We start from the raw sequence: 19,897 nt of genomic DNA on the forward strand, positions 1-19,897 counted from the left end.
GGTTATCCAATATTGAGCGACACAAACTTCTCTTCCAGATACTCCATCATTCCGTACTTGCCCCCTTCTCTTCCTACACCGCTTTCCTTCATTCCTCCGAACGGGGCTTGCGCTGTTGTCGGCATCGAATCATTAATGCCAATAATGCCATATTCGAGAGATTCCATTACCCGGAAGGCGCGATTTAAATCAGAAGTGAAGCAGTAGGATGCAAGTCCATATTCTGGATGATTGGCCCGTTCGATTGCTTCTTCTTCCGTTTCGAAGGTGAAAATCGGCACCACTGGGCCAAATGTTTCTTCTCTTGCAATCTTCATCGATTCATTTGCATGTTGAATAACAGTAGGCTGATAGAATACACCTTTAGTATTCATATTTGCCAGTGATCCGCCGCAAATCACCACACCGCCTTTTTCTTTGGCATCCTCCACATGTTCAATGACTTTTTCAAGGCTCTCTTCATTAATTAATGGCCCAATATCTGTATCATCATCCATGCCATTCCCGATTTGCAGACGATTTACCTTTTCTGCAAACAAGCGGGTAAATTCCTCTGCCACTTCCTTCTGAACATAAATCCGGTTTGTACAGACACACGTTTGTCCTGCATTCCTGAACTTGCTTGCAACCGCTGCTTCTGCGGCTTTCTCTAAATCAGCATCCTCAAATACGATAAAGGGGGCATGACCGCCTAACTCCATTGAAACTTTTTTGACCGTATTTGATGCGTCCCTCATCAGCTTTTTCCCAACTGCCGTTGAACCTGTGAAAGTCAGTTTTCGCACCTGCTTGCTGTCTAATAACGTTTGAGCAATCTCATTAGAAGGTCCAATAATCAGATTGGCTACTCCTTTTGGCAGACCAGCCTGATGAATGGCTTCAAAAATTTTCACTGCCGTTAAAGGAGTAGCTGAAGCTGGTTTTAGGATGACAGGACACCCGGCAGCTAACGCTGGTGCAATTTTGCGGGTAACCATGGCGGCTGGAAAGTTCCATGGTGTAATCGCGCCAGTCACTCCAACCGGCTCCTGCAGAACCAGTATGCGCTTATCCCGGCTGGAAGCTGGAATCGTCTCTCCATAAATACGCTTCGCTTCCTCTGCATACCAATCCATATAGGAAATCGCCAGTTTGACTTCACCAAGGGATTCTTTCAGGGGTTTGCCCATCTCTTTTGTAATGGTTACTGCCAGATCTTCTTCTCTGTCTCTTAGACAATCGGCAATTTTTCTAAGATATTGCGATTTCTCAACTGCGCTTGTTTTCTTCCAGTCTTGAAAGGCAGCGGATGCTGCCTGGATTGCTTCCTCGGCCTCTTCTTTCCCTCCATAAGCGACCGTACCGAATTTTTCTAAAGTAGCAGGATTATACACAGTTATCGATTTATTTTTTTTGGAAGATTTCCATTCACCATTAATATATAGCATGACCGTTCTCCTTTTTTGCGAGCTGCTGCAATCCTTTTTTCAGTACAGAAACTGCCTGGTCAAGTTCCTCTTTTGATACCGTTACTGGCGGGATAAACCTCAAAACATTCTTCTCAGTGCCGCAGGTTAAAAGAATGACTCCGTGTTCTAAAGCAAAATTCTTCAGCCAATTTACTGTACTGGCATCCGGGCGGCCTTTTTCATCCGTAAACTCAATGCCGATCATCAGGCCCAGACCTCTAACATCACCAATTACAGAATATTCTGACTGTAAATCATATAATTGCTGCTTTAGATATCCCCCTAAAGTTTGGGCATTATCTATTCCTTCCCGTTTTAGAATTTCAATGGAAGCCAAGGCTGCCGCACACGAGACAGGGTTTCCGCCATAAGTGCCTCCATGTGTTCCCGGCTCCCATTTTTCCATAATTTCCCTCTTGGAAATGATGGCACTTAAAGGGAAGCCTGAAGCAATTCCCTTTCCTAAGGTAAGAATGTCCGGCTCTACTCCAAAATGTTCATAGGCAAACATTTTTCCTGTTCTTCCGAATCCGGTCTGAACTTCATCAAAAATAAGCAATATCCCTTGCTGATCACATATTTCTCTTATTTGTTTCAAAAATTCTTTCGGAGGTACAATATACCCGCCCTCTCCCTGTACAGGTTCAAGGATGATGGCTGCCACCTGGGATGGAGCCACTTGATACTGGAATACTTCATTGATGCTTTGAATACATCGTTCCGTCTCTTCTTCATAACTAAGCCCGGTTCTAAAAGAATATGGATATTCACAAGCATATACACTTGGAAGAAGGCCTTCATAATCCTGACGATAAGCTGAGCTTGAGAAAGTAATCGATGTCGCTGCGAGTGTCCGTCCATGGAATCCACGTTTGAATGATAGGATGGCTGGACGCTTTGTCGCTTTTTTCGCTAATTTGATAGCTCCCTCATTCGCTTCTGCTCCGCTATTTGAAAAGTACACCATTTTCTGTGATCCGGTTAATTCATTTAGTTCCTCCGCTAATTGAATATAGGATGGATAGTAAGCTACATTATGGCCAACATGAATCATGGTATCCAGCTGCTGCTTAACCGCTTCAATTACCTCGGGATGGCAGTGTCCCACATTATTTACTCCTACACCACTGGCAAAATCGAGATATTTTTTTCCGTTCTCATCCTCTATGGTTGAGCCAAATGCTTTCGTTACACCTATCCTCGTTACTCTGTTGGCAGCCGGGGGCAAAACACGGTCGCCTCTTTCTGCTAAACTTTTATTCTCTTTAATCATAATGACTCCTCACTCTCTTCACGATAATCTCGTTTCCATAGCTCGATGTATTCTTCTGCATTTTTTTCCAGGTCATGTATTTCATTTTCTGTTAGTTCCCGCACGATTTTGGCAGGAACTCCAATTGCTAAGCTGCCTTTAGGAATCACTTTCCCTGGAGGAACTAACGCACCCGCTCCAACTTGTGCTCCTTTTTCAATGACAGCCCCATCTAAAATAATCGAACCAATGCCAATCAAAGCTCCATCCTCGATCGTACAGGCATGTAAAATGGCACCATGCCCTACAGTTACCATTTTCCCTATCCTTAAAGGAGCCTCAGGTGTCACATGGCAGATACAGCCGTCCTGAATATTACTTCCTTCACCAATTTCGATAAAATTATCATCATCTGCTCTTAAAACTGATTGAGGCCATACACTGACATCTTTGGCTATTCTGACGTCGCCAATCACTTGTGCCGAGCCATGTATCATGGTTTCGGCATGAATGAAAGGAACCCGCCCTTTTAATTGTTCAATCATGCATATCCTTCTCCTTAATGAGTATCAGGATTTATCTATCACAACTTATTTAGCTGCGAGTCCTAATTCTTTTAGAATCTCTTCCTTGTGTTCTCCCAACACAGGAGCCGATTTCGCGATCTTTCCAGGTGTTTTTGATAGTTTGACAGGAATCCCTAATGCTTTTATTTTCCCGGCAACAGGATGCACAACCTCTTCTATCATTCTTCTGGACAGTGTATGCGGGTCTGTTAAAGATTCGGGATAGGTATTTATCGGGCCAGCAGGAATTCCCGCTTTTTCGAATTTTTCCAGCCAGTAATGTCTCGGATTCAGACTCGTTTTCTCCTCAATTAATCGGACAAATTCATCTAAGTGCTGAATCCGTGAGGCATCATCAGCAAATCGGTCATCAGATAAGAATTCCGGCCTGCCGATGATCTGGCAAAATACTGGCCAATGATGCGGTGTATCTGCACCAACAGTAAAATAACCATCACTTGCACGAAATGCCTGATATGGAGCAGACAAGCGGTGTCCGCTTCCGGTAGGTGCAGGTGTTTCCCCAGTAAACCAATATTGGGTGCTTTCCCAGACCGATAATGCGAGTCCCGTATCATATAAAGAAGCGTCAATATACTGCCCCTCATTGGAATGAACCCTGGAATACAATGCGGATAAAATACCATAGACAGAAAACAGGCCTGAACCCAAATCGATAATTGGAAGGCCGCATTTTACCGGGTTGCCATTCCGTTCACCTGTCACACTCATAATTCCGGTCATTCCCTGTGCGATTAAGTCATAACCGCCGCGGGATGAATATGGGCCATACTGGCCGAATCCCGAAATAGAGCAGTAGATCAGTTTCGGATTAATCTGATTGAGTGTTTCATAATCAACGCCTAAACGCTTAACTACCCCGGGACGGAAATTTTCTATCAAAATATCAGCAGTTTCAATTAACTTATAAAATACTTTCTGATCTTCTGCGCTTTTTAAATCAAGCGTTATGCTGCGCTTGTTCCGGTTTATCGCCATAAACGCGCCGCTTTCCCCTTCCTTATACGGGGACCATCTTCTGGTGCTTTCCCCTTTTGGGGGTTCAACTTTAATGACATCAGCACCCATATCGGCCAGCAGCATACCGCAATAAGGACCTGCCATAACCTGGCTTAAGTCAATTACTCTAATGCCTTCCAATGCACTCATTCAAACCATCTCCTTCTTTAAAATGGATTCCACTCTCTCAAAGTCTATTTAAGGCTTTATCTTCAAATAAATAGAGTTCCTGATTGTCCAGAATGAGTTTGCCGTCGATTTCGACCCGCGGGCCCTTTACGACCATATCGTAATGCCCTTTGGCCTTCACAGTTCCCCCGATATATGCATTCGTACCTAAAGCAATGTGGATGGTTCCATAAACCCCTTCATCACTTAGCATGCTGTTTTCCAATTCACATTCTGGATTCATGCCTATGCCAAACTCACCGGCAAAATAGATATTGCCTTCTTCATCATTCTTCTCCATTAATATTTTCCTGAATTGCTCAGCTTCTCTGCCTCCTGTAATCGAAACCGCCTTTCCTTCCTTAAATACCACTTCAACTGGAGTCTCTATTAGACCCACCCCTGGAATACTCCCATCTACCACTAAAATTCCTTCAGCGGTTCCTTCAACCGGAGCAATGCTGGATTCGATGCAGTGAGCTGCCGAAACATCCGTACTGTTTGCAAACCCTGTTAGAGCTCTACCTGACCTCCCTTTGATGGAAAATCTTAAATCTGTGCCAAGGGATGTCGTGATATGGACAAATTCACCAGCTGTCAATATGTCTGCCAGTTTCTCAACTTGAGGTCTTAGTGCAGCAAAGTCAGCACGCAGCCCCTTGCTTAATAAAATGTCTTCATGTGCTTCAGGCAAGATTAATACTCGGGCTCCTGCCCTTTGTGCATCATGGCGGGCTTTTGTATGGGCAATGTTATAGGTTGTCGGTGCGATGATCACATCGGCTTCCTTCATAGCCGCTGCGACTGCATCCGGCAATGCATCTCCATGCCCTTTCCTTGGCGGCATTGAGATCGTGATGGGCTCAGCGTCGAGTGAACAGACCACAGATGCCAGAACTTTTGTGATTCCATCCGTTAAAAAATCTGTCAGGATGACAACTTTTTCCCCGCTCTTAACACCTGCCAGAACTTTTACGAGTGCTGTAGCGGCCGGGTACATTAGTGCTTCTTTCATCTTTTAAAACAACTCCCTGATTCATCAATTTTTATAAAGTTTAAAACTATATACCTTTAAATACTGGCTGCTTTTTGTTAAAGAACGATTCAATCGCATGCTTGTGATCCCATGTATCCTGGCATTCTATAAACGCATCCAGTTCCTGTTCCATTGCTTCCTGCCACTCAAAATCCATCGTTTTCTGAATCGTGTTCTTCGCATGTCTAACTGCGATTGGAGCACGGGAAGCAATCAGCTGTGCCCATTCATGCGCTTCTGTCAGTAACTTGTCATGGGATACCACTCTGCTTGCCAAACCTCTTTGCAACGCTTCCTCAGCTGTTATCGTTCTGCCTGTCAAAATCACTTCTTTGGCATATGCTTCACCCAACAGCCTTACTAAACGAGTTGGCCCGACAACCAGTCCAACCTTTACCCCTGCTGCACAAAGCTTGGCACGTTCCGACATGATACGAATATCACAGGCTAAGGCAAGCTCAAACCCTCCGCCAAACGCATAGCCATTAACTGCGGCAATGACAGGCTGGGGCATTTCATTGACAATATCGTAAATTCTGCAATCTTCCTCTAAGAAATGCCGGACAGATTCAGGAGTCAGCTCTCCTTCTTCGTTTAAATCGGCTCCCGCGCAAAATGCCCGATCCCCTTCTCCCGTAAGGATAATAACCCGGACATCCGAAGAGGTTTTCAGCTTCTCCATATAGGGAACGAACTCTTCCCGAAATTCTTTTGTCAAGATATTCATTGGCGGGTTCTTAATGGTAATGGTGCAAATAAAATCGGATATTTCAGCATGAATTTTTTCCAAGCTTTTCATCACCCTTCTAAGATTCCTGTTCGAGCTCAGCAGAGATTTTTATTTTTTTTCCGGGTATATCCTCCAGACGTCCATCTATGCCTTTGCTTCTTTGATACTTATCCCATAAAATGACGGCTATTGGGCATAATATCGAGGTAGTAATAGTAGAAATGGAAATTTGTATTGTGGCTAAATTGGCAATTTCCTGAAAACTTTGAGCCTTCTCCACCGTCATCAGACCGGCACCCGCTGCCACTGATGCTGCCGCTGCGATTGCAGCAGGTGTACCCACTGCGTTCCCCGCAGTCGATGCTTCTGCAACAGGGCCAATCGTACTTTTTTCTCCAAATAGCCTATAGACCAGGATTCCGGTTAATGCGGTAAAAATGACTGTGGCAAACCCGAGAGCTAAACCTCCCCAAACAGCTTCAGGATTAAAGAAACTCATGAAATTCATCCCTGCACCAAGACAGAAAGCAAAGAATGGTACAAGCAGCGTTTCTCCAGGCTTTAAAAACTCCCGAATGTCTTCATCCAGATTCCCTAACAGCATCCCTAAAGCAATTGGAAGCAGGACAGCTATGAATGCGATTAAAGGAAAATTAACGCCAACCATCCCCAAAGCCAGCATGGTGAAAAAAGGACCGTCATTCAGAGTCAGGACGGAAATGGCTCCAACATCTGACCGATTCCCATATTGCCCTGTCAACACTGCATACATTCCTTCATTTCCGTTGGTCATGGCGGCAATAATAGCCAGGGTAGATAATCCAAGCAGACCATTCATTGGGTCAAAAAACATCCCAAATAAAATTCCGATTGCAATCCCGGTCAAACACTTGCTTCCTGTTAATAGAATTCCTTTCTTTAAAGCCTTTCCGCCTACCCGCAAATTCATCTGGCTGCCTGCACAAAATAAGAACAAGCCAATGAGTGTTAACGTTCCAGTTTTAAAGAGTGCTTCCGAGAATCCTCCGATTTTCATAAACTCATAAATTCCTTCTTCAACCGGCGATACCCCTATGCTTTTAAGGAAATTCATTATAAATGGAATGTGAAGCTGATCAATCGTATTAAATAAAGCGCCAAGCATCAGCGGGATGACCATCAGTCCTCCGGGAACTCTTTCAATTGTTTGCTTTATCCTCATTTAAATCACCGCCATATCTATTATTTGATTTCCTTTTACAGCGAATTCTTTAAATCCTGTCTCCTCGTCTTTCATTGAATCATTGGATCATGTAAGAGAGTAAATAATAATTTCGTTTTTAAGGTAATCGAATATACATGAGTTTTTCAAACACCACATATATGAATCCAATCATCCCTATGGATACTAATGTGGCCGTATACCAGCGAACTTCCTTATAATACAGCATGCCAATGAGTAAAAAGATTAAAGTAGAATACAGAAACCCTATGAAAGGTATTAACAGAAAGATATAAACAACTGTTAAAAGCAGATATAGTATCCCTCTTTTAACTTCCTGAATGGAGACAGAAGCTGTTTCCTCTTCCTCCTCTTTTTTCTTTCTGAACGTTTGGGCAAACTGCCAGATTGATAGACCTGTCAAACTATAGCCGAGCAGCATGGGAAATGAACGAGATGAATTTAAAAAATGTTCTCCCGGCGGGAAATTATAGCTGCCTATTACAAAAAAGAGACCAATCGCGAAAACAATTCCCGCCAAAAGATAATCTTTATTTATCCGCATCTTTTCTCCTTTCTATCACTCTTTTGGCCGGCTGATTCCTACTTCTTCCGGTGACCGTTTTCCCACACCAATATCCCAAAGCAGCCAGCTTGTTTTTTCGGTGATTTGTTTTGTATATTCTTGACTATCTTCAATATCTGTTAGGACAATTGCCCGTTTCTTTGTAAATTCCTTAAATTCATCACTGCTGATCGCTTTGTTGTATGCGTCTCTAATTTTGGTTACGATTTCTTCAGGTGTTCCGCGCTTCACAGCTGGCCCCCACCAGGTTCCTTCCGGTACATATTTTTCCAAATCAGAAACAAATTCAGTGACCGGCGGAATTGATTCAAGGCCATCCACTTCAAAAGCTTTATTATCCATAACAGCCAGTGAACGCAAATCCCCTGCCCGAAGCAGATCCACTACCTCATTAACCCCGCTGATTGAGAAATCCACCTCGCCCTTCATGGCAGCCATGGCAGCATTTGAACCAGAGTCATATGTGATAATTTCGGCATCTCCACCCACGACACTATTCACAATCTCCAAAGTGAGGTGCCATGGGTCCCCAATCGCTGCCACACCAACCTTCGCATTTCCATCTTTTAATAGCTGAACCACATCATCAAACGTTTTCAGGTCAGAGTTGTCTTTAACTGTAAAATTGGCAATCCCCATTGCGCCAATTCCAATTTGCTCGAAATCCTTGTATGTTAAATCTGTCATGCCCATTGTTGGAAATACTCGGACCAGATCGGTTTGGAATAGGATGGTGTGTCCGTCCGACTCCTGTTCGTTAACATATTCAAGGGCCAATGCACTGGAGGCTCCAGGCATGTTTCTCACCGCAATGGATTCTCCCAATTCTTTCTGAAGGATCGGCTGCAGGGTCCTGGCCATTGTGTCAGTGCCTCCTCCCTCACCAAAACCGACAATAATTTCAATTGGCTGTGAAGGGTAATTATTTTCGGCTTCCTTGCTGTTTCCAGATGCCTTTTGATTTGATTGGTTACCAGCACATGCACTCAATATCAGAACCCCTGAAAATAGAGTCAGATACATCATTTTTAGTTTCATCCGTTTGCCCCCTTAGGCTTTATTTTCCCCCACAAATGCTTTAAGCGTTTTGTCAGGAATGAATTTTGATTTAAAAGCAGAAATACAATACAGACCAGCAAGAAAAGACTAATTGGCCGTGTGAAGAATGGCCCGAATGAATAATCCGCACTCACCATCGCTCTTCGGAAATTCTGTTCCGCCATTAAACCAAGGATCAGCCCTAACACTAAAGGAGGGGCAGCCAGCCCGACTTTGCGCATAAGAAAACCGATGATGCCAAAAAGAAACATAATTCCAATATCAAATGGCCGGTTATTTACTGCAAAAGTCCCTACCACACTAAATACCGTTACAATCAGCAAAACTATACTTCTGGGAACAGATAGGATTTTCTGAAACAAATAAGAGAAAAATAATCCAAACACAAGCATAAACGCAGCGGATATCGTTAAAATGATAAAAAATTGATTTAAAATATCCGGATTTTGTGTCAGTAAAAGCGGACCCGGCTGCAATCCGTGAAGCAAAAGGCCTCCTATAATAACAGCTGTGACTGCGTCACCAGGGATACCAAGTATTAACATCGGTATATATGTACCTGGCACACAAGCGTTATTCGCCGTTTCTGCTGCAACGATTCCTTCTGGATTTCCCTTGCCAAAGGTCTCAGGCTTCTTACTTCTTCGGCGGGCCACATCGTAGGAAACCCAGGCTGCTACATCAGCCCCAACCCCCGGTATCGCTCCTATCGTTGCTCCTATAACAGAAGATCTTCCGCCCGCGGGCAAAAACTTAACTATCATCTTCCACGGTGGAATTATAGATTGGAATTTCTCCGCTTTTAAAGGCTTCTTCAGCTGCATAATAGAGTCGATTACCTCAGCTATTCCGAATACTCCAATTAAAACGGCAATTAGACTAAAACCATCCATTAGAGAACTTTCTCCAAAAGTAAAACGCTGGGCACCTGTGATCTTGTCCACGCCTACAGTGGCTAGCGCTAACCCTAAGGCCCCGGAAATAAGCCCCTTGGACAGTGATTCTGCCGTTAGGTTTGCGCTGAGAATAATTCCAAACATGGCAAGCAGAAAATACTCCCATGACCCGAAGTTCATACTTAAATCCAGCAGGAGCGGCGCCCCGATCAGAAATAAAACAGCTGCCAGAATCGTACCTAAAAAGGATTGAAAGGTTGCTAGTCCTCTTGCCAGTCCTCCTTCCCCCCGCTGGGCCATTGGATAGCCATCCATAGCAGTTGCAGCTGATGCAGGCGTACCAGGGATATTTAAGAAGATGGCTGGCGTGGACCCGCCATAGGTTCCTCCTATATGAACCGACACAATTAAAACCATTGCTTCGATCCATTCCATCCCCCAGGTAAATGAAATCAGCAAGGATACTCCCATGGTAGTGGTAAGACCCGGGAGTGCGCCTACTGCCATTCCGGCAACTGTCCCAAAAAGAAACAAAAGCATGATTTTAACTGTAAAGAAACTGGCCAGTGATTCGCCAATTAGACTTAATTCTCCCAAATAAACCTCCCTCCCCCTAATCTATATAGAGTTCTCCATCTTTCATAAGGATTTTCCCATCCACTTTGATTGTCGGTTTTCGAATCACTAAATCACAATGCCCCGGGGCTCTGATACTGCTTCCAAATGTAATGCCATTGCCAATTCCAATATGCATCGTTCCGTACTCTGCCTCGTCTTCCAGCTGCCCTCCTCTTCCAATTTTCGCCTTTGGATTCATGCCAATTCCCATTTCCACTGCGCAATATACATTGGGATGATTGTAACTTTCCAGCGTTTGCTTAAGCATTTCAGCATCTTCTTTTCCTTCAATGGAAATGATTTTTCCTTCTCTAAAGACGACTTTAACCGGATCTTCACATGCCCTTCCCGGCACAATGGCCCCATCAATGTACATGACTCCTTCTGCCGTCCCTTCTATTGGTGCCACTGCTGTTTCAATGCAAGGCGGGGGTGAAATACTTCCAGGTTCATGGCAAATTCCAGTTTGAGGTACAGCATGACGTCCTGATATGGACATAGAAAGCTCTGTACCTAGATGGGTTGTTATGCTCAACCGTTCTCCTTCTTCAAGTATGGCGGATACCTTATCGATTATTTTCTTTTGTGCAAAATAATCGATATCCAGTGAACCATCTAAGAAAACCTCGTCATTCGCATCGGGCATAAATATTAATCTTGCTCCTGCATTACTTGCTTCTTTTCTCGCAGTAGAATGATTAATAGAAAAAGTCGTTGGTGCAACAATCGCATCAGCTGCTTTCATTGCCTCTGCAATGATTCTTGGCGGTTCATCCCCATGCCTTGTGGTGGGATTCATAATTGTCATAACAACCTCTGCTCCCATCCCTTCCCCGGCAAGTGCGAAAACCTCTCCAATCTCTGTCGTATTTGTATCCGTTAGAATCAATAGGTTTTCTCCAGGCTTTACATTTAGACATGTCTGCAATAAAGTCTGAACGGACTTCATCATAAACATTTTATTGATGATTCTCATTGCACTCCCCCTCGTTTTTTTACTTCAACTAGTTAGAATGCAAGTACCGTGCCAAGTTATGATTTTTCTTTATTTTTCTTTAAGACTCCCAGTTTATAAGGGATATACAAGACAACTTCTCTTTTATCGAAAACATCACTAAGGTCCATTGTTCGCAAATTGCAAAAAAAACATAGGAGATCTGTCCAAATTAAGAAGAAAAGACAAATCTGCTATGTTTTTAACGTAATCGCAATTTGCGAACTATAATTGCAATTTGCGAACTATAATTGCATTTTGCGATTAAGCTCGTATTTATTAATTTTCCTGTATAGAGTTGCTACATTTATACCAAGTTCATCTGCAGCTTGTTTCTTTCCATTCAATGTATCACCATATCTCTTTAATGCGTCCATGATCATTCTTTCTTCCATTTCTGCCAGAGTAATATTTTCTTTATCAGCTTTCAGGTGATTTTGTTCACGGATTCTTGGAGGAAGGTTTTCTACTCTAATCCAGTGGTCAGTTGCCATGTTTATGGCATATTCCACAGCATTTTGAAGTTCACGTATATTACCTGGCCAGTTGTACGAACATAGCCGATTCTCCGCATCAGGAGTGAAACCTCTCACTTTCTTTCCCGTAATTTTGTCATAGTGCTGCACAAAATGCTGGAGCAGGACGAGAATATCCCCATCCCTTTCCCTCAACGGGGGAATATGAAGCGGAATGACGCTTAGCCTGAAAAATAAATCCTGCCGAAATTCTCCGTCAGCTACCATTTTTTCTAAGTTTTTATGGGTTGCTGCAACGACTCTGATATCAATATCTATTGAGTTATTCGAACCAATCCGTTCAATTTTTCTTTCTTCTAACACTCTTAACAGCTTCACTTGCAAATGCAATGGCATATCACCTATTTCATCCAGAAAAATAGTACCTCCTTGTGCCATTTCAAATTTTCCGGGCTTTCCACTTTTCCTTGCACCCGTAAACGCACCCTCACTATATCCAAACAATTCACTTTCCAGTAAATGTTCAGGAATGGCTGCACAATTAATGGCCCGAAATGGTTTATTTACTCTTTTGCTCTCTTGGTGCAGTGCTCTGGCAAAAAGCTCCTTCCCTGTTCCGCTCTCCCCCAAAAAGATGACTGTAGAATCTGTTGCCGCAACTTTTTTGGCTGCAGCCTTTGTCTGCAATATAGCAGGGCTTTTTCCCACAATAATATCGAATGTGGAATCATCTACCTCAGATGTTATAGAATAGGCAAACTTTTGAACTTCGGCTAAATCTTTGAGGGTAATGGCACATCCAATAATTTGGCTGTTATGGATCAGAGGGTTAACACTGATAATGACTTGAATCAGTTTTCCATTTACTATAAGAGAACATTCTTTATCCAAGTATCCTTGTCCTGTTGAAAATACTTTTGTAATCGGAAGGTTTTGAATAACTTCTGAAATATTCAAAGTTAAAACATTGTGTTTTCTTATATTTAGTATTTTTTCTGCAGAAGGATTCATCTCTAAAATGTACCCTTTCTGATCAACAGCAATGATTCCCTCGTACATGGATTGAATCGTCACTTGCAGCATTTGAGAGGTGGATAAATATTTCTTTAAAAGCGATGTTCCATTTATTTTGCTGCTGATTAAATCTGCCATTTTACCGAGGTAATTGGACAAAATACGATGCTTCTCTTTAAATTCATTTTTTTGTTTTTCAGAGAACGCCGTTAAACTGATAACCCCGACAATTTCACCCTCATGTGTTAATGGATATGAAACATCTGATTTTTCAGGGCAATTTTGATGAAGGATACAGCTTTTGCACACGTCATGAAAACCTGGCTCAAAGTTGTAAACAGGCTGATTTGTTTTTAAGACTTCTGCGATGATATGCCCTCGAACCGGCTCACCCACAACTGCATGCGTGCCCCCGCCTGTGGCCGTAACAACAACTTTATTTTTATCATAAATAATTACTTCTAAAGACAGAACAGATTTAATGGCTTCTGCTACTAAGTTCACTTCTTCTTGAATTTCAAAAAGGATCGATTTACCCATTCCCATCCTCCTCGTACATTAAATCCTCATAATTAGCAGGACAGTTTATCAGTCATTACAAAATTGCAGGATAATATATATCATTCGATTCGAAAGGAGAAAAACCTCTGGAAAATTCTGAATATTCATTAAGTCTTAGTGTTTTTTAATATCTCTTTGGAAAGAAATATATCGATAAAATAGTTAAGAAATGGATAAGACACCCTACAAAATTGTATTAAGAAAAAGCACCTGATACATGCTTACAAGTCTTACACAATATACAAAAAAACAGCCCCCAATCAGGGCTGTTCTCCTATTAATGAATAATAACCGTCGCTATAGAACGCTCCGGAAGAACCAGCATCATACTATCCCCACCAAGGGATAGAGACACTTCTTCTATGCTATCATTCTCATTCATCATAACCGCCACCGTTTCACCATTAATATTTTCAAAGGCGGTGGCCAATAGGCGATTATCCGATGCCTGGATGCCAATTCGTCTGGCTCCTGGCTTAATGAACTTGCAGAAATGCCCAATATAATAGTAGGAGCTGTTATAATGAACCTCATCCTTCTTCGTATTCATAATCACTGGCGCATCGCAATAGTTCCCGACATGATTCGGTCCGCCTTCTTCATTCAGAACGAGATTCCAGTCAATCCATGCTTCAAGATGATTGTTCAAGTCGCCAATGATGTTTCGGCCATACCGCTTTCCGGTATGCCATTCGCCTGGCTGAGGACCGCCTTCTATGCACCCTTCTGTGAAAATTAAGTGCTTGTCAGGGAAAGCATCGTGAACCCTGGAAAGATTCTAAATTTCCTCAGACACTTACCAATGGACTCCCGTTCCCCACACATATTTAGCAGCTTCTGGATCGGACAGGACGGCTTGGGCTCTGTCGAAAATGACATCCCGGTTATGATCCCAGATGATAATCTTCACATCACCATGGCCATGTTTCTCAAAGGATGGACCAAGATGATTTTTGATAAAATCCCGTTCTTCTTCACCTGTGTACAGGCAGGAGTCCCATACCTGCTTTGCTTCAGGTTCGTTCTGAATGGTGATTCCCCAGATGGGCACCCCTTCCTCTTCCATCGCCGCTATGTACTTCGAATAATACCGTCCCTCTGTGATTCAAGTTTATTATTTATTAAACTCAAGCCCTCGTTAATAAGTACATTCTTCTACAAAGAGAACAATTATATGTCGTTCGAATACGCAGTATCGTTGTACTGCGTAGCAACCCACTTCATAATTTGGTCACTAACTTAATCCACTTATACCATCCAGCATTTATAACAGAATTTTTAGTAAGTATAATTAGATATAAGAGTCTACTTTTTGGGCTGATCAAGTGCTTGGTAAGCTACCTGATACTTTCCTCCATCCGCAACTTCTGAATGGTACAAGGCCTTGAGGGCATTGTTTTTCTCAAGACCATGCTCAGCCTTCAGTTCTTTAAAGCGTGTATGGAGTTCTTTATTTTCCTTAATTAGTTGTTGCATTTGCGATTTTAAATACTTCAAAATATTTAGCTCCTTTCTGAATCTCTAAGTTCAGCTTAAATTTTACGTGAAATAACCTGTTTAAAAAGATCCCTAAATTGCTCCCGGTCTTCTGCTGTAAAAGGCTTTGGTCCCTTCGTTCGCTGTCCGCTTTTTCTAGCCATTGCACTTAAATAACGTGTTTGTAATAATTGGTCAATATTTTCATTTGTATATCTAAATCCTTTATGGTGGAGGACGATAATTCCTTTTGCTAAACCTAGTGACGCAAGACCATAATCTTGCGTCACGATAATATCTCCTTTTTCCACTAACTTCACAATCCGATAATCTGCAGCATCTGCTCCAGAATCAACATAAATGGTTTTCACTCCTGATGGCTGTTCTGCATTAGAAAAATGAGAAAAGCTTGTAACAAGGATAACCGGAATTTCAAAATCCCTTGCTTCTGCAATAATAATATCTTTCACCGGACAAGCATCTGCATCCACATAAATTTTCATCTTTCCCTCCTGTTAAGAAGTTCGACTTACTATTTAACTTAATCTTTTTCAACTATAAAAGAGTCTGGTGACTTTTGTTTAAAAATAATCAAGAGTTCTTCCTTTTGCTGTATTTTTCTATCCTCATATTATACTTTATAGAATTTTGTTGGCAAATGGTCGTTCAATGGCCTACAAAATAGGTAGCTAAATCATCTGCTTATATTAAATCTCTAGGATACCTTAGAACTAAATACTTGATTAGAAAGTCACACATTTTATAGGTGTAAAAGAAAAAGGATAAATGAACAGGATGATCACCTGTATACATCTATCCTTTTTATACAACAAAAGACATCATTTACCACAATAACAATATTGTTTATTGTTGATCAACTCTCGATCCCGTTTGTATAGGTACAATAGTTCACAAATTTACTTTGCTAATGCGGTAACACTTTTAATAAATCATAGTATATTTGTACTGTACAGTTAAAAACACCCTTCAAAAGGGTGTTTTTAACGTTTATTGTCTTAAGGGTCCCCGAAAAAATAGAAATCCAACCTGCAACTTATTTAAATAGCCGGGGTCATGCCCTTCTATTCAATCAATGAATAAAAACCGTCGCAATAGAATGCTCAGGAAGAACCACCATCATAATTTTCCCCCCAAAGGATAAAGACACTTCTTCTTCTCTGTCATGCTCTTTCATCAAAACCGCCACCGTTTCACCATTGATATTCTCAAAGGCGGTGGCTAATATGCGGTTACTCAATGTCTGGCTGCCAATTCGCCTGGCTCCAGGCTTAATGAACTTGCTGAAATGCCCAATATAATAGTAGGAGCTGTTATAGTGCACCTCGTCCTTCTTCGTATCCACAATCACTGGCGCATCGCAATAGTTCCCTACATGATTCAGTCCGCCTTCTTCATTCAGCACTAGATTCCAGTCAATCCATGCTTCAAGGTGATTGTTCAAGTCGCCGATGATGTTTCGGCCATACTGCTTTCCGGTATGCCATTCTCCTGCCTTACCGCCGCCGGTTGCAATTGACTAACTAAGTTTTCAAATTCATGCCTTCACAAGCAGTACATATCCATGCCAACACCCAAATCAGAGAAATAGCCCCCAAATCCCATCCCATGATAAAATACTAAATAAATATCCCAGTAAAGGAATGAATCCCTATTAATCTCCCTGACAAGGTGAAAAACCTGCCCTTAACTCCAGGCGTATATTTGATGAAGGATTCCCAAGGTCAAATTCTATATGTGGGGAAGGCGAAAAATCTAAAGAATCGGGTTCAGTCTTATTTTCGGGACTCCACAAATCATTCACCAAAGATTAAAAAGCTGGTCAAACACTTAAGGGATTTCGACTATATCCTGACAGATACTGAATTCGAGGCTTTTATGCTTGAATGCCAATTAATTAAAAGCATTAAGCCGCTATATAATCGAATGATGAAGAGTCCGCAGTCATTCATTTATATCTCGATCAGCCTTACTGGCAATCACCGTAAAATTGATATTACCTTTAATCCCATTGAGAATGACGGCAAGATTTATTTTGGCCCTTTTACAAGCAGAAGCAATGTGGAAAGAGCTCTCCGGGGTTTAAAGGAATGCTTTAAGCTGAATTGCAGCAATCCCAATGGAACGAACTCCGCCTGCCTGAATTATTCCTTAGGCTCCTGCCTTGGCCGGTGTCTTGGCGGGCCACCGGAACAAGAGTACAATGACATCCTGGACAGGTTTATCGGTTTTCTGAAAGGCACTGACATGAGTATTCTGGAGGACATGAATCAAATGATGCTGGACGCCTCTGAAGCATTTGAATTTGAAGCGGCCTCCGCCTATCGGGATCATATACAGGCAGTAAGCTCCCTGTTAAGAAAAGAAAAAGTGATCGAATTCACCGAAGAAAATCATAATATCGCCGCTATCGAAAGATTAACAGATTCAACGATTAAACTTTTCCTTATGAAAAGGACGGAGATTCTGTTCAGCCACAACTATTCAGAAGTAGGCGGCATTGAGGAAAAAATAAAAACGAGCATTTTAGCTTATTTTAAAAAAGATGAAGGAAATGCTGCCGGAGACATTAGGAGACATGAAATCGCTGCAGCGCATATTATTTACCGTTATTTACACAGCGACAGCTGCTCTTATCTAATCATTCCAGAAAGCTGGCTGGACCCTGAGAATCATTCCACACTGGGTCAGGAAGTAAAGAATTTACTAAATAACCTTCAACACTTCCAGCCCCTTATCTAATATGAATATGGGGGCTATTCTTATTGCATTTCCCTCCAGGTAAGACCGATCTGTGACATGCATTCCATGCAAAGGAGCCTAATCGGCAGGTTATAATAACCGCTGATTAGGCTCCTCATTCGTACATTTCAGCTCACATACTCATTCTCAAAAACCTCATCCACCCTAAACAAAACAGTAAAAGGTACCGACTCATTAAAATAATAAGCAGTCTCCCCCCTGTACTGAGTAACATCAATAACCTCAGGTATATCAATTGATCTCAGAGATACTCTCAGTCTTTCAATAGATTTGATAAAGGTGTTCTTCTTTACCTCTCCATCGGTTCCCGTTCTACCATAGAAATCACGCATGGTGATTCTCGTGCAGGGATTTTCCTTGCTGGAGGAGAGCAGGAAGTGTCTGATCATATTGGCCTGGGTTGGGGTGACAATGACTTCCTCTCCATTAAATAAGAGAATATTTTCGCGGTCATTAAAGTACAGGACTAGTTCATTGGATTCACTGTTTTCATAGAGGTCTTCACATGCTTCCTTTGAACATGTTTCGGTTTTATTTTTTGTTATTTTGTAGAACGCATGGTTTTGTAAGTATTTTTCATTCGATGCCAATGTTTCAAATAATGGCGACAGCTCTGGATTCGGCAGCTGCTCCTCAGGCGAAAAGGGGAGTTTTCCCATAGTATCATAGGTTTGGCTGGCAACATATAAAGCACTGTTGGCCAGATACATATGTGCATGGAATTCCTGCTGCTGATTAAGGGCGTACCTTGGGTCATTCAGAAGCTGCTTATTCAGGGCTTGCTGAAAATAGCGTACAGCTGATCCATACTTGCCATGTTTATAAGCCAGAAAACCAAGACGATAATAGGCAATGGGAAGTTTTTGCTCTAAACCGATGGCCTTGATGAGAGACTCTACAGCGTCACCGTCATCCTTGAAATGATTCATTTTTATATATGCTCCGAATTTGATAAGATGGGAAACAAGCAGTTTCTTCGTGTACTGAAGTGCATTATCATATTCCGGACCGCTGTTTCTGGCTAAGCTTCTTAGTTTTTTATACATAGTTTCATAAACGATCACAAGCTGCATGTAAAAGCCGTAATCGCTTTTTTCCCCGTTTTCGTGAAGATCCTGTTCAAGCAGCTCCAGCTCGTCCAGGGTTAAGTCTTTTATCTTTAAAGTCCTCATCCCTACACCTCATTTCTATTCAAAGGTGCCAGCATTGACACCGCATCTATCTTGTATCAGGAACACTTTCAACTATATAGAAATCATTCCTCCGTTTCGCGCGAATATTGTCGAATGAAATATGAATTTTTTGTAGCAAATCTCATACATTATAGGTGGCATAGATCTTTTAATTTCTCCCATATTTACTTGAGCTTGAAAAACACGAACAAATGTTTTATGATTTACCTATAATATCCAACGAATGGAGGAACGATTAATGTATGTAACCATTTCAGACTTTATTAATGAATGGAAAAGAGAGGCAGTGCTGACGCAAAAGGTGTTGGACGGATTAACAGATGACTCTTTAAAGCAGCAGGTTTACCCGGAAGGACGCACCTTAGGGCGAATTGCCTGGCATTTAACAGCAAGTATTCCAGATTATTTAGCTCATTTCGGGTTAAAAATAGAAAAGGCTGTCAATGAAGAAAATGTCCCCGCTTCGGCAAAAGAAATTGCGGATACATTTAAAAAGTTGAGTGAGGAAGCTGCTCTGGCGATTGAACAGCAATGGACAGATGACTCATTGAGCCAGACACAGAATGCATTTGGAAGAGAAGAAACCAATGCCCAAATTTTGATGGGATTAATCAAACACATTGTGCATCACCGGGGGCAATTGACCATTCTCATCCGCCAGGCAGGATTAAAGCCATTTGGGGTGTATGGTCCGCCAAAAGAAGATTGGGTTAATTTAGGTGTCACTAATCCGCCGCTTTAAAAGGGAATGAGGAAAACGCTCGGAGATGGCCGGGCGTTTTTCTTAGTTTCTAGATAAAGGGCTATCCTAAGCAGCCCTTT

The 19,897-nt window shown here is 42.0% G+C and carries 19 protein-coding genes and 1 pseudogene; 2 read left to right on the forward strand and 18 right to left on the reverse strand.

What is annotated here, in order from left to right; all coding sequences use genetic code 11:
* Positions 1 to 2: 2 nt before the first annotated feature.
* The 17 genes and pseudogenes from ACR42H_RS16015 to ACR42H_RS16095 all read right to left on the reverse strand — a co-directional run bounded on the left by ACR42H_RS16015 (position 3) and on the right by ACR42H_RS16095 (position 16,563).
* A complete protein-coding gene (locus ACR42H_RS16015) occupies positions 3 to 1,427 on the reverse strand; it encodes an NAD-dependent succinate-semialdehyde dehydrogenase (protein ID WP_436371805.1) in 1,425 nt (474 codons plus the stop codon).
* Entirely contained in the window at positions 1,414 to 2,721 is a 1,308-nt protein-coding gene (locus ACR42H_RS16020; protein WP_436371807.1) for an aspartate aminotransferase family protein, read from the reverse strand. Before ACR42H_RS16020 ends, ACR42H_RS16015 begins: the two co-directional genes overlap by 14 nt.
* Entirely contained in the window at positions 2,718 to 3,245 is a 528-nt protein-coding gene (locus ACR42H_RS16025) for a gamma carbonic anhydrase family protein (RefSeq protein WP_436371809.1), read from the reverse strand. Before ACR42H_RS16025 ends, ACR42H_RS16020 begins: the two co-directional genes overlap by 4 nt.
* A gap of 45 nt (positions 3,246 to 3,290) precedes the next feature.
* On the reverse strand, positions 3,291 to 4,436 hold the full coding sequence (locus ACR42H_RS16030; RefSeq protein WP_436371811.1) for a CaiB/BaiF CoA transferase family protein: 1,146 nt from the start codon (positions 4,434 to 4,436) through the stop codon (positions 3,291 to 3,293).
* Positions 4,437 to 4,473: 37 nt separating this feature from the next.
* Positions 4,474 to 5,469, reverse strand: coding sequence for an aminopeptidase (locus tag ACR42H_RS16035; protein ID WP_436371813.1), 996 nt, complete (start codon positions 5,467 to 5,469; stop codon positions 4,474 to 4,476).
* A gap of 46 nt (positions 5,470 to 5,515) precedes the next feature.
* On the reverse strand, positions 5,516 to 6,280 hold the full coding sequence (locus ACR42H_RS16040) for an enoyl-CoA hydratase/isomerase family protein (protein WP_436371815.1): 765 nt from the start codon (positions 6,278 to 6,280) through the stop codon (positions 5,516 to 5,518).
* Positions 6,281 to 6,296: 16 nt separating this feature from the next.
* Positions 6,297 to 7,421, reverse strand: a complete 1,125-nt coding sequence (locus ACR42H_RS16045; protein WP_404324473.1) for a 2-keto-3-deoxygluconate permease — start codon at positions 7,419 to 7,421, stop codon at positions 6,297 to 6,299.
* Positions 7,422 to 7,539: 118 nt separating this feature from the next.
* Positions 7,540 to 7,986 carry a tripartite tricarboxylate transporter TctB family protein gene (locus tag ACR42H_RS16050; RefSeq protein WP_436371817.1) on the reverse strand — a complete coding sequence of 149 codons (447 nt, stop codon included), beginning with the start codon at positions 7,984 to 7,986 and terminating at the stop codon, positions 7,540 to 7,542.
* Positions 7,987 to 8,001: 15 nt separating this feature from the next.
* Positions 8,002 to 9,045, reverse strand: coding sequence for a tripartite tricarboxylate transporter substrate binding protein (locus tag ACR42H_RS16055; protein WP_436371819.1), 1,044 nt, complete (start codon positions 9,043 to 9,045; stop codon positions 8,002 to 8,004).
* Positions 9,042 to 10,559 (reverse strand): tripartite tricarboxylate transporter permease, encoded by a 1,518-nt coding sequence (locus ACR42H_RS16060; RefSeq protein WP_436371821.1) that lies wholly within the window; start codon positions 10,557 to 10,559, stop codon positions 9,042 to 9,044. The genes ACR42H_RS16055 and ACR42H_RS16060 overlap by 4 nt, the downstream gene beginning before the upstream one ends.
* Before the next feature lie 16 nt (positions 10,560 to 10,575).
* Positions 10,576 to 11,556: an aminopeptidase gene (locus tag ACR42H_RS16065; protein ID WP_436371823.1), complete on the reverse strand. Its 981-nt coding sequence runs from the start codon at positions 11,554 to 11,556 to the stop codon at positions 10,576 to 10,578.
* A 263-nt stretch (positions 11,557 to 11,819) separates the two neighbouring features.
* Positions 11,820 to 13,604: a sigma 54-interacting transcriptional regulator gene (locus tag ACR42H_RS16070; protein ID WP_436371825.1), complete on the reverse strand. Its 1,785-nt coding sequence runs from the start codon at positions 13,602 to 13,604 to the stop codon at positions 11,820 to 11,822.
* Positions 13,605 to 13,902: 298 nt separating this feature from the next.
* Complete coding sequence (locus tag ACR42H_RS16075) at positions 13,903 to 14,175, reverse strand: glycoside hydrolase family 30 beta sandwich domain-containing protein (RefSeq protein WP_436376964.1); 273 nt, start codon at positions 14,173 to 14,175, stop codon at positions 13,903 to 13,905.
* A pseudogene (locus ACR42H_RS16080) lies at positions 14,164 to 14,691 on the reverse strand (glycoside hydrolase family 30 protein); the annotation flags it as partial. The gene ACR42H_RS16075 and the pseudogene ACR42H_RS16080, both read right to left, overlap by 12 nt.
* 239 nt (positions 14,692 to 14,930) lie before the next feature.
* Positions 14,931 to 15,122 (reverse strand): hypothetical protein, encoded by a 192-nt coding sequence (locus tag ACR42H_RS16085; protein ID WP_048008527.1) that lies wholly within the window; start codon positions 15,120 to 15,122, stop codon positions 14,931 to 14,933.
* 35 nt (positions 15,123 to 15,157) lie between these two features.
* Positions 15,158 to 15,604 carry a YaiI/YqxD family protein gene (locus tag ACR42H_RS16090; RefSeq protein ID WP_061794443.1) on the reverse strand — a complete coding sequence of 149 codons (447 nt, stop codon included), beginning with the start codon at positions 15,602 to 15,604 and terminating at the stop codon, positions 15,158 to 15,160.
* Positions 15,605 to 16,191: 587 nt separating this feature from the next.
* Complete coding sequence (locus ACR42H_RS16095; RefSeq protein ID WP_436371828.1) at positions 16,192 to 16,563, reverse strand: glycoside hydrolase family 30 beta sandwich domain-containing protein; 372 nt, start codon at positions 16,561 to 16,563, stop codon at positions 16,192 to 16,194.
* A gap of 263 nt (positions 16,564 to 16,826) precedes the next feature.
* On the opposite strand from ACR42H_RS16095, the gene ACR42H_RS16100 reads away from it, so the two are divergent.
* Positions 16,827 to 17,861 (forward strand): GIY-YIG nuclease family protein, encoded by a 1,035-nt coding sequence (locus tag ACR42H_RS16100; RefSeq protein WP_436371830.1) that lies wholly within the window; start codon positions 16,827 to 16,829, stop codon positions 17,859 to 17,861.
* A gap of 128 nt (positions 17,862 to 17,989) precedes the next feature.
* Here the strand turns inward: ACR42H_RS16100 and ACR42H_RS16105 are convergent, their stop codons facing one another.
* On the reverse strand, positions 17,990 to 19,054 hold the full coding sequence (locus ACR42H_RS16105; protein WP_436371832.1) for a tetratricopeptide repeat protein: 1,065 nt from the start codon (positions 19,052 to 19,054) through the stop codon (positions 17,990 to 17,992).
* A gap of 259 nt (positions 19,055 to 19,313) precedes the next feature.
* Here ACR42H_RS16105 and ACR42H_RS16110 point away from each other — a divergent pair, with 259 nt between their 5' ends.
* Positions 19,314 to 19,817, forward strand: coding sequence for a DinB family protein (locus tag ACR42H_RS16110; protein WP_252245094.1), 504 nt, complete (start codon positions 19,314 to 19,316; stop codon positions 19,815 to 19,817).
* Positions 19,818 to 19,897 lie beyond the last annotated feature (80 nt).

It is taken from the genome of Cytobacillus sp. BC1816 (assembly GCF_051353635.1).
Taxonomy (GTDB): Bacteria; Bacillota; Bacilli; order Bacillales; family Cytobacillaceae; genus Cytobacillus; species Cytobacillus oceanisediminis_C.

Coding starts and splice junctions, on each gene's coding strand:
- ACR42H_RS16070 (WP_436371825.1), bottom strand. CDS start 13,604: ATGGGTAAATCGATCCTTTTTGAAATTCAAGAAGAAGTGAACTTAGTA.
- ACR42H_RS16025 (WP_436371809.1), bottom strand. CDS start 3,245: ATGATTGAACAATTAAAAGGGCGGGTTCCTTTCATTCATGCCGAAACC.
- ACR42H_RS16110 (WP_252245094.1), top strand. CDS start 19,314: ATGTATGTAACCATTTCAGACTTTATTAATGAATGGAAAAGAGAGGCA.
- ACR42H_RS16035 (WP_436371813.1), bottom strand. CDS start 5,469: ATGAAAGAAGCACTAATGTACCCGGCCGCTACAGCACTCGTAAAAGTT.
- ACR42H_RS16030 (WP_436371811.1), bottom strand. CDS start 4,436: ATGAGTGCATTGGAAGGCATTAGAGTAATTGACTTAAGCCAGGTTATG.
- ACR42H_RS16105 (WP_436371832.1), bottom strand. CDS start 19,054: ATGAGGACTTTAAAGATAAAAGACTTAACCCTGGACGAGCTGGAGCTG.
- ACR42H_RS16045 (WP_404324473.1), bottom strand. CDS start 7,421: ATGAGGATAAAGCAAACAATTGAAAGAGTTCCCGGAGGACTGATGGTC.
- ACR42H_RS16090 (WP_061794443.1), bottom strand. CDS start 15,604: ATGAAAATTTATGTGGATGCAGATGCTTGTCCGGTGAAAGATATTATT.
- ACR42H_RS16055 (WP_436371819.1), bottom strand. CDS start 9,045: ATGAAACTAAAAATGATGTATCTGACTCTATTTTCAGGGGTTCTGATA.
- ACR42H_RS16075 (WP_436376964.1), bottom strand. CDS start 14,175: ATGAATACGAAGAAGGATGAGGTTCATTATAACAGCTCCTACTATTAT.
- ACR42H_RS16020 (WP_436371807.1), bottom strand. CDS start 2,721: ATGATTAAAGAGAATAAAAGTTTAGCAGAAAGAGGCGACCGTGTTTTG.
- ACR42H_RS16050 (WP_436371817.1), bottom strand. CDS start 7,986: ATGCGGATAAATAAAGATTATCTTTTGGCGGGAATTGTTTTCGCGATT.
- ACR42H_RS16065 (WP_436371823.1), bottom strand. CDS start 11,556: ATGAGAATCATCAATAAAATGTTTATGATGAAGTCCGTTCAGACTTTA.
- ACR42H_RS16100 (WP_436371830.1), top strand. CDS start 16,827: ATGAAGGATTCCCAAGGTCAAATTCTATATGTGGGGAAGGCGAAAAAT.
- ACR42H_RS16015 (WP_436371805.1), bottom strand. CDS start 1,427: ATGCTATATATTAATGGTGAATGGAAATCTTCCAAAAAAAATAAATCG.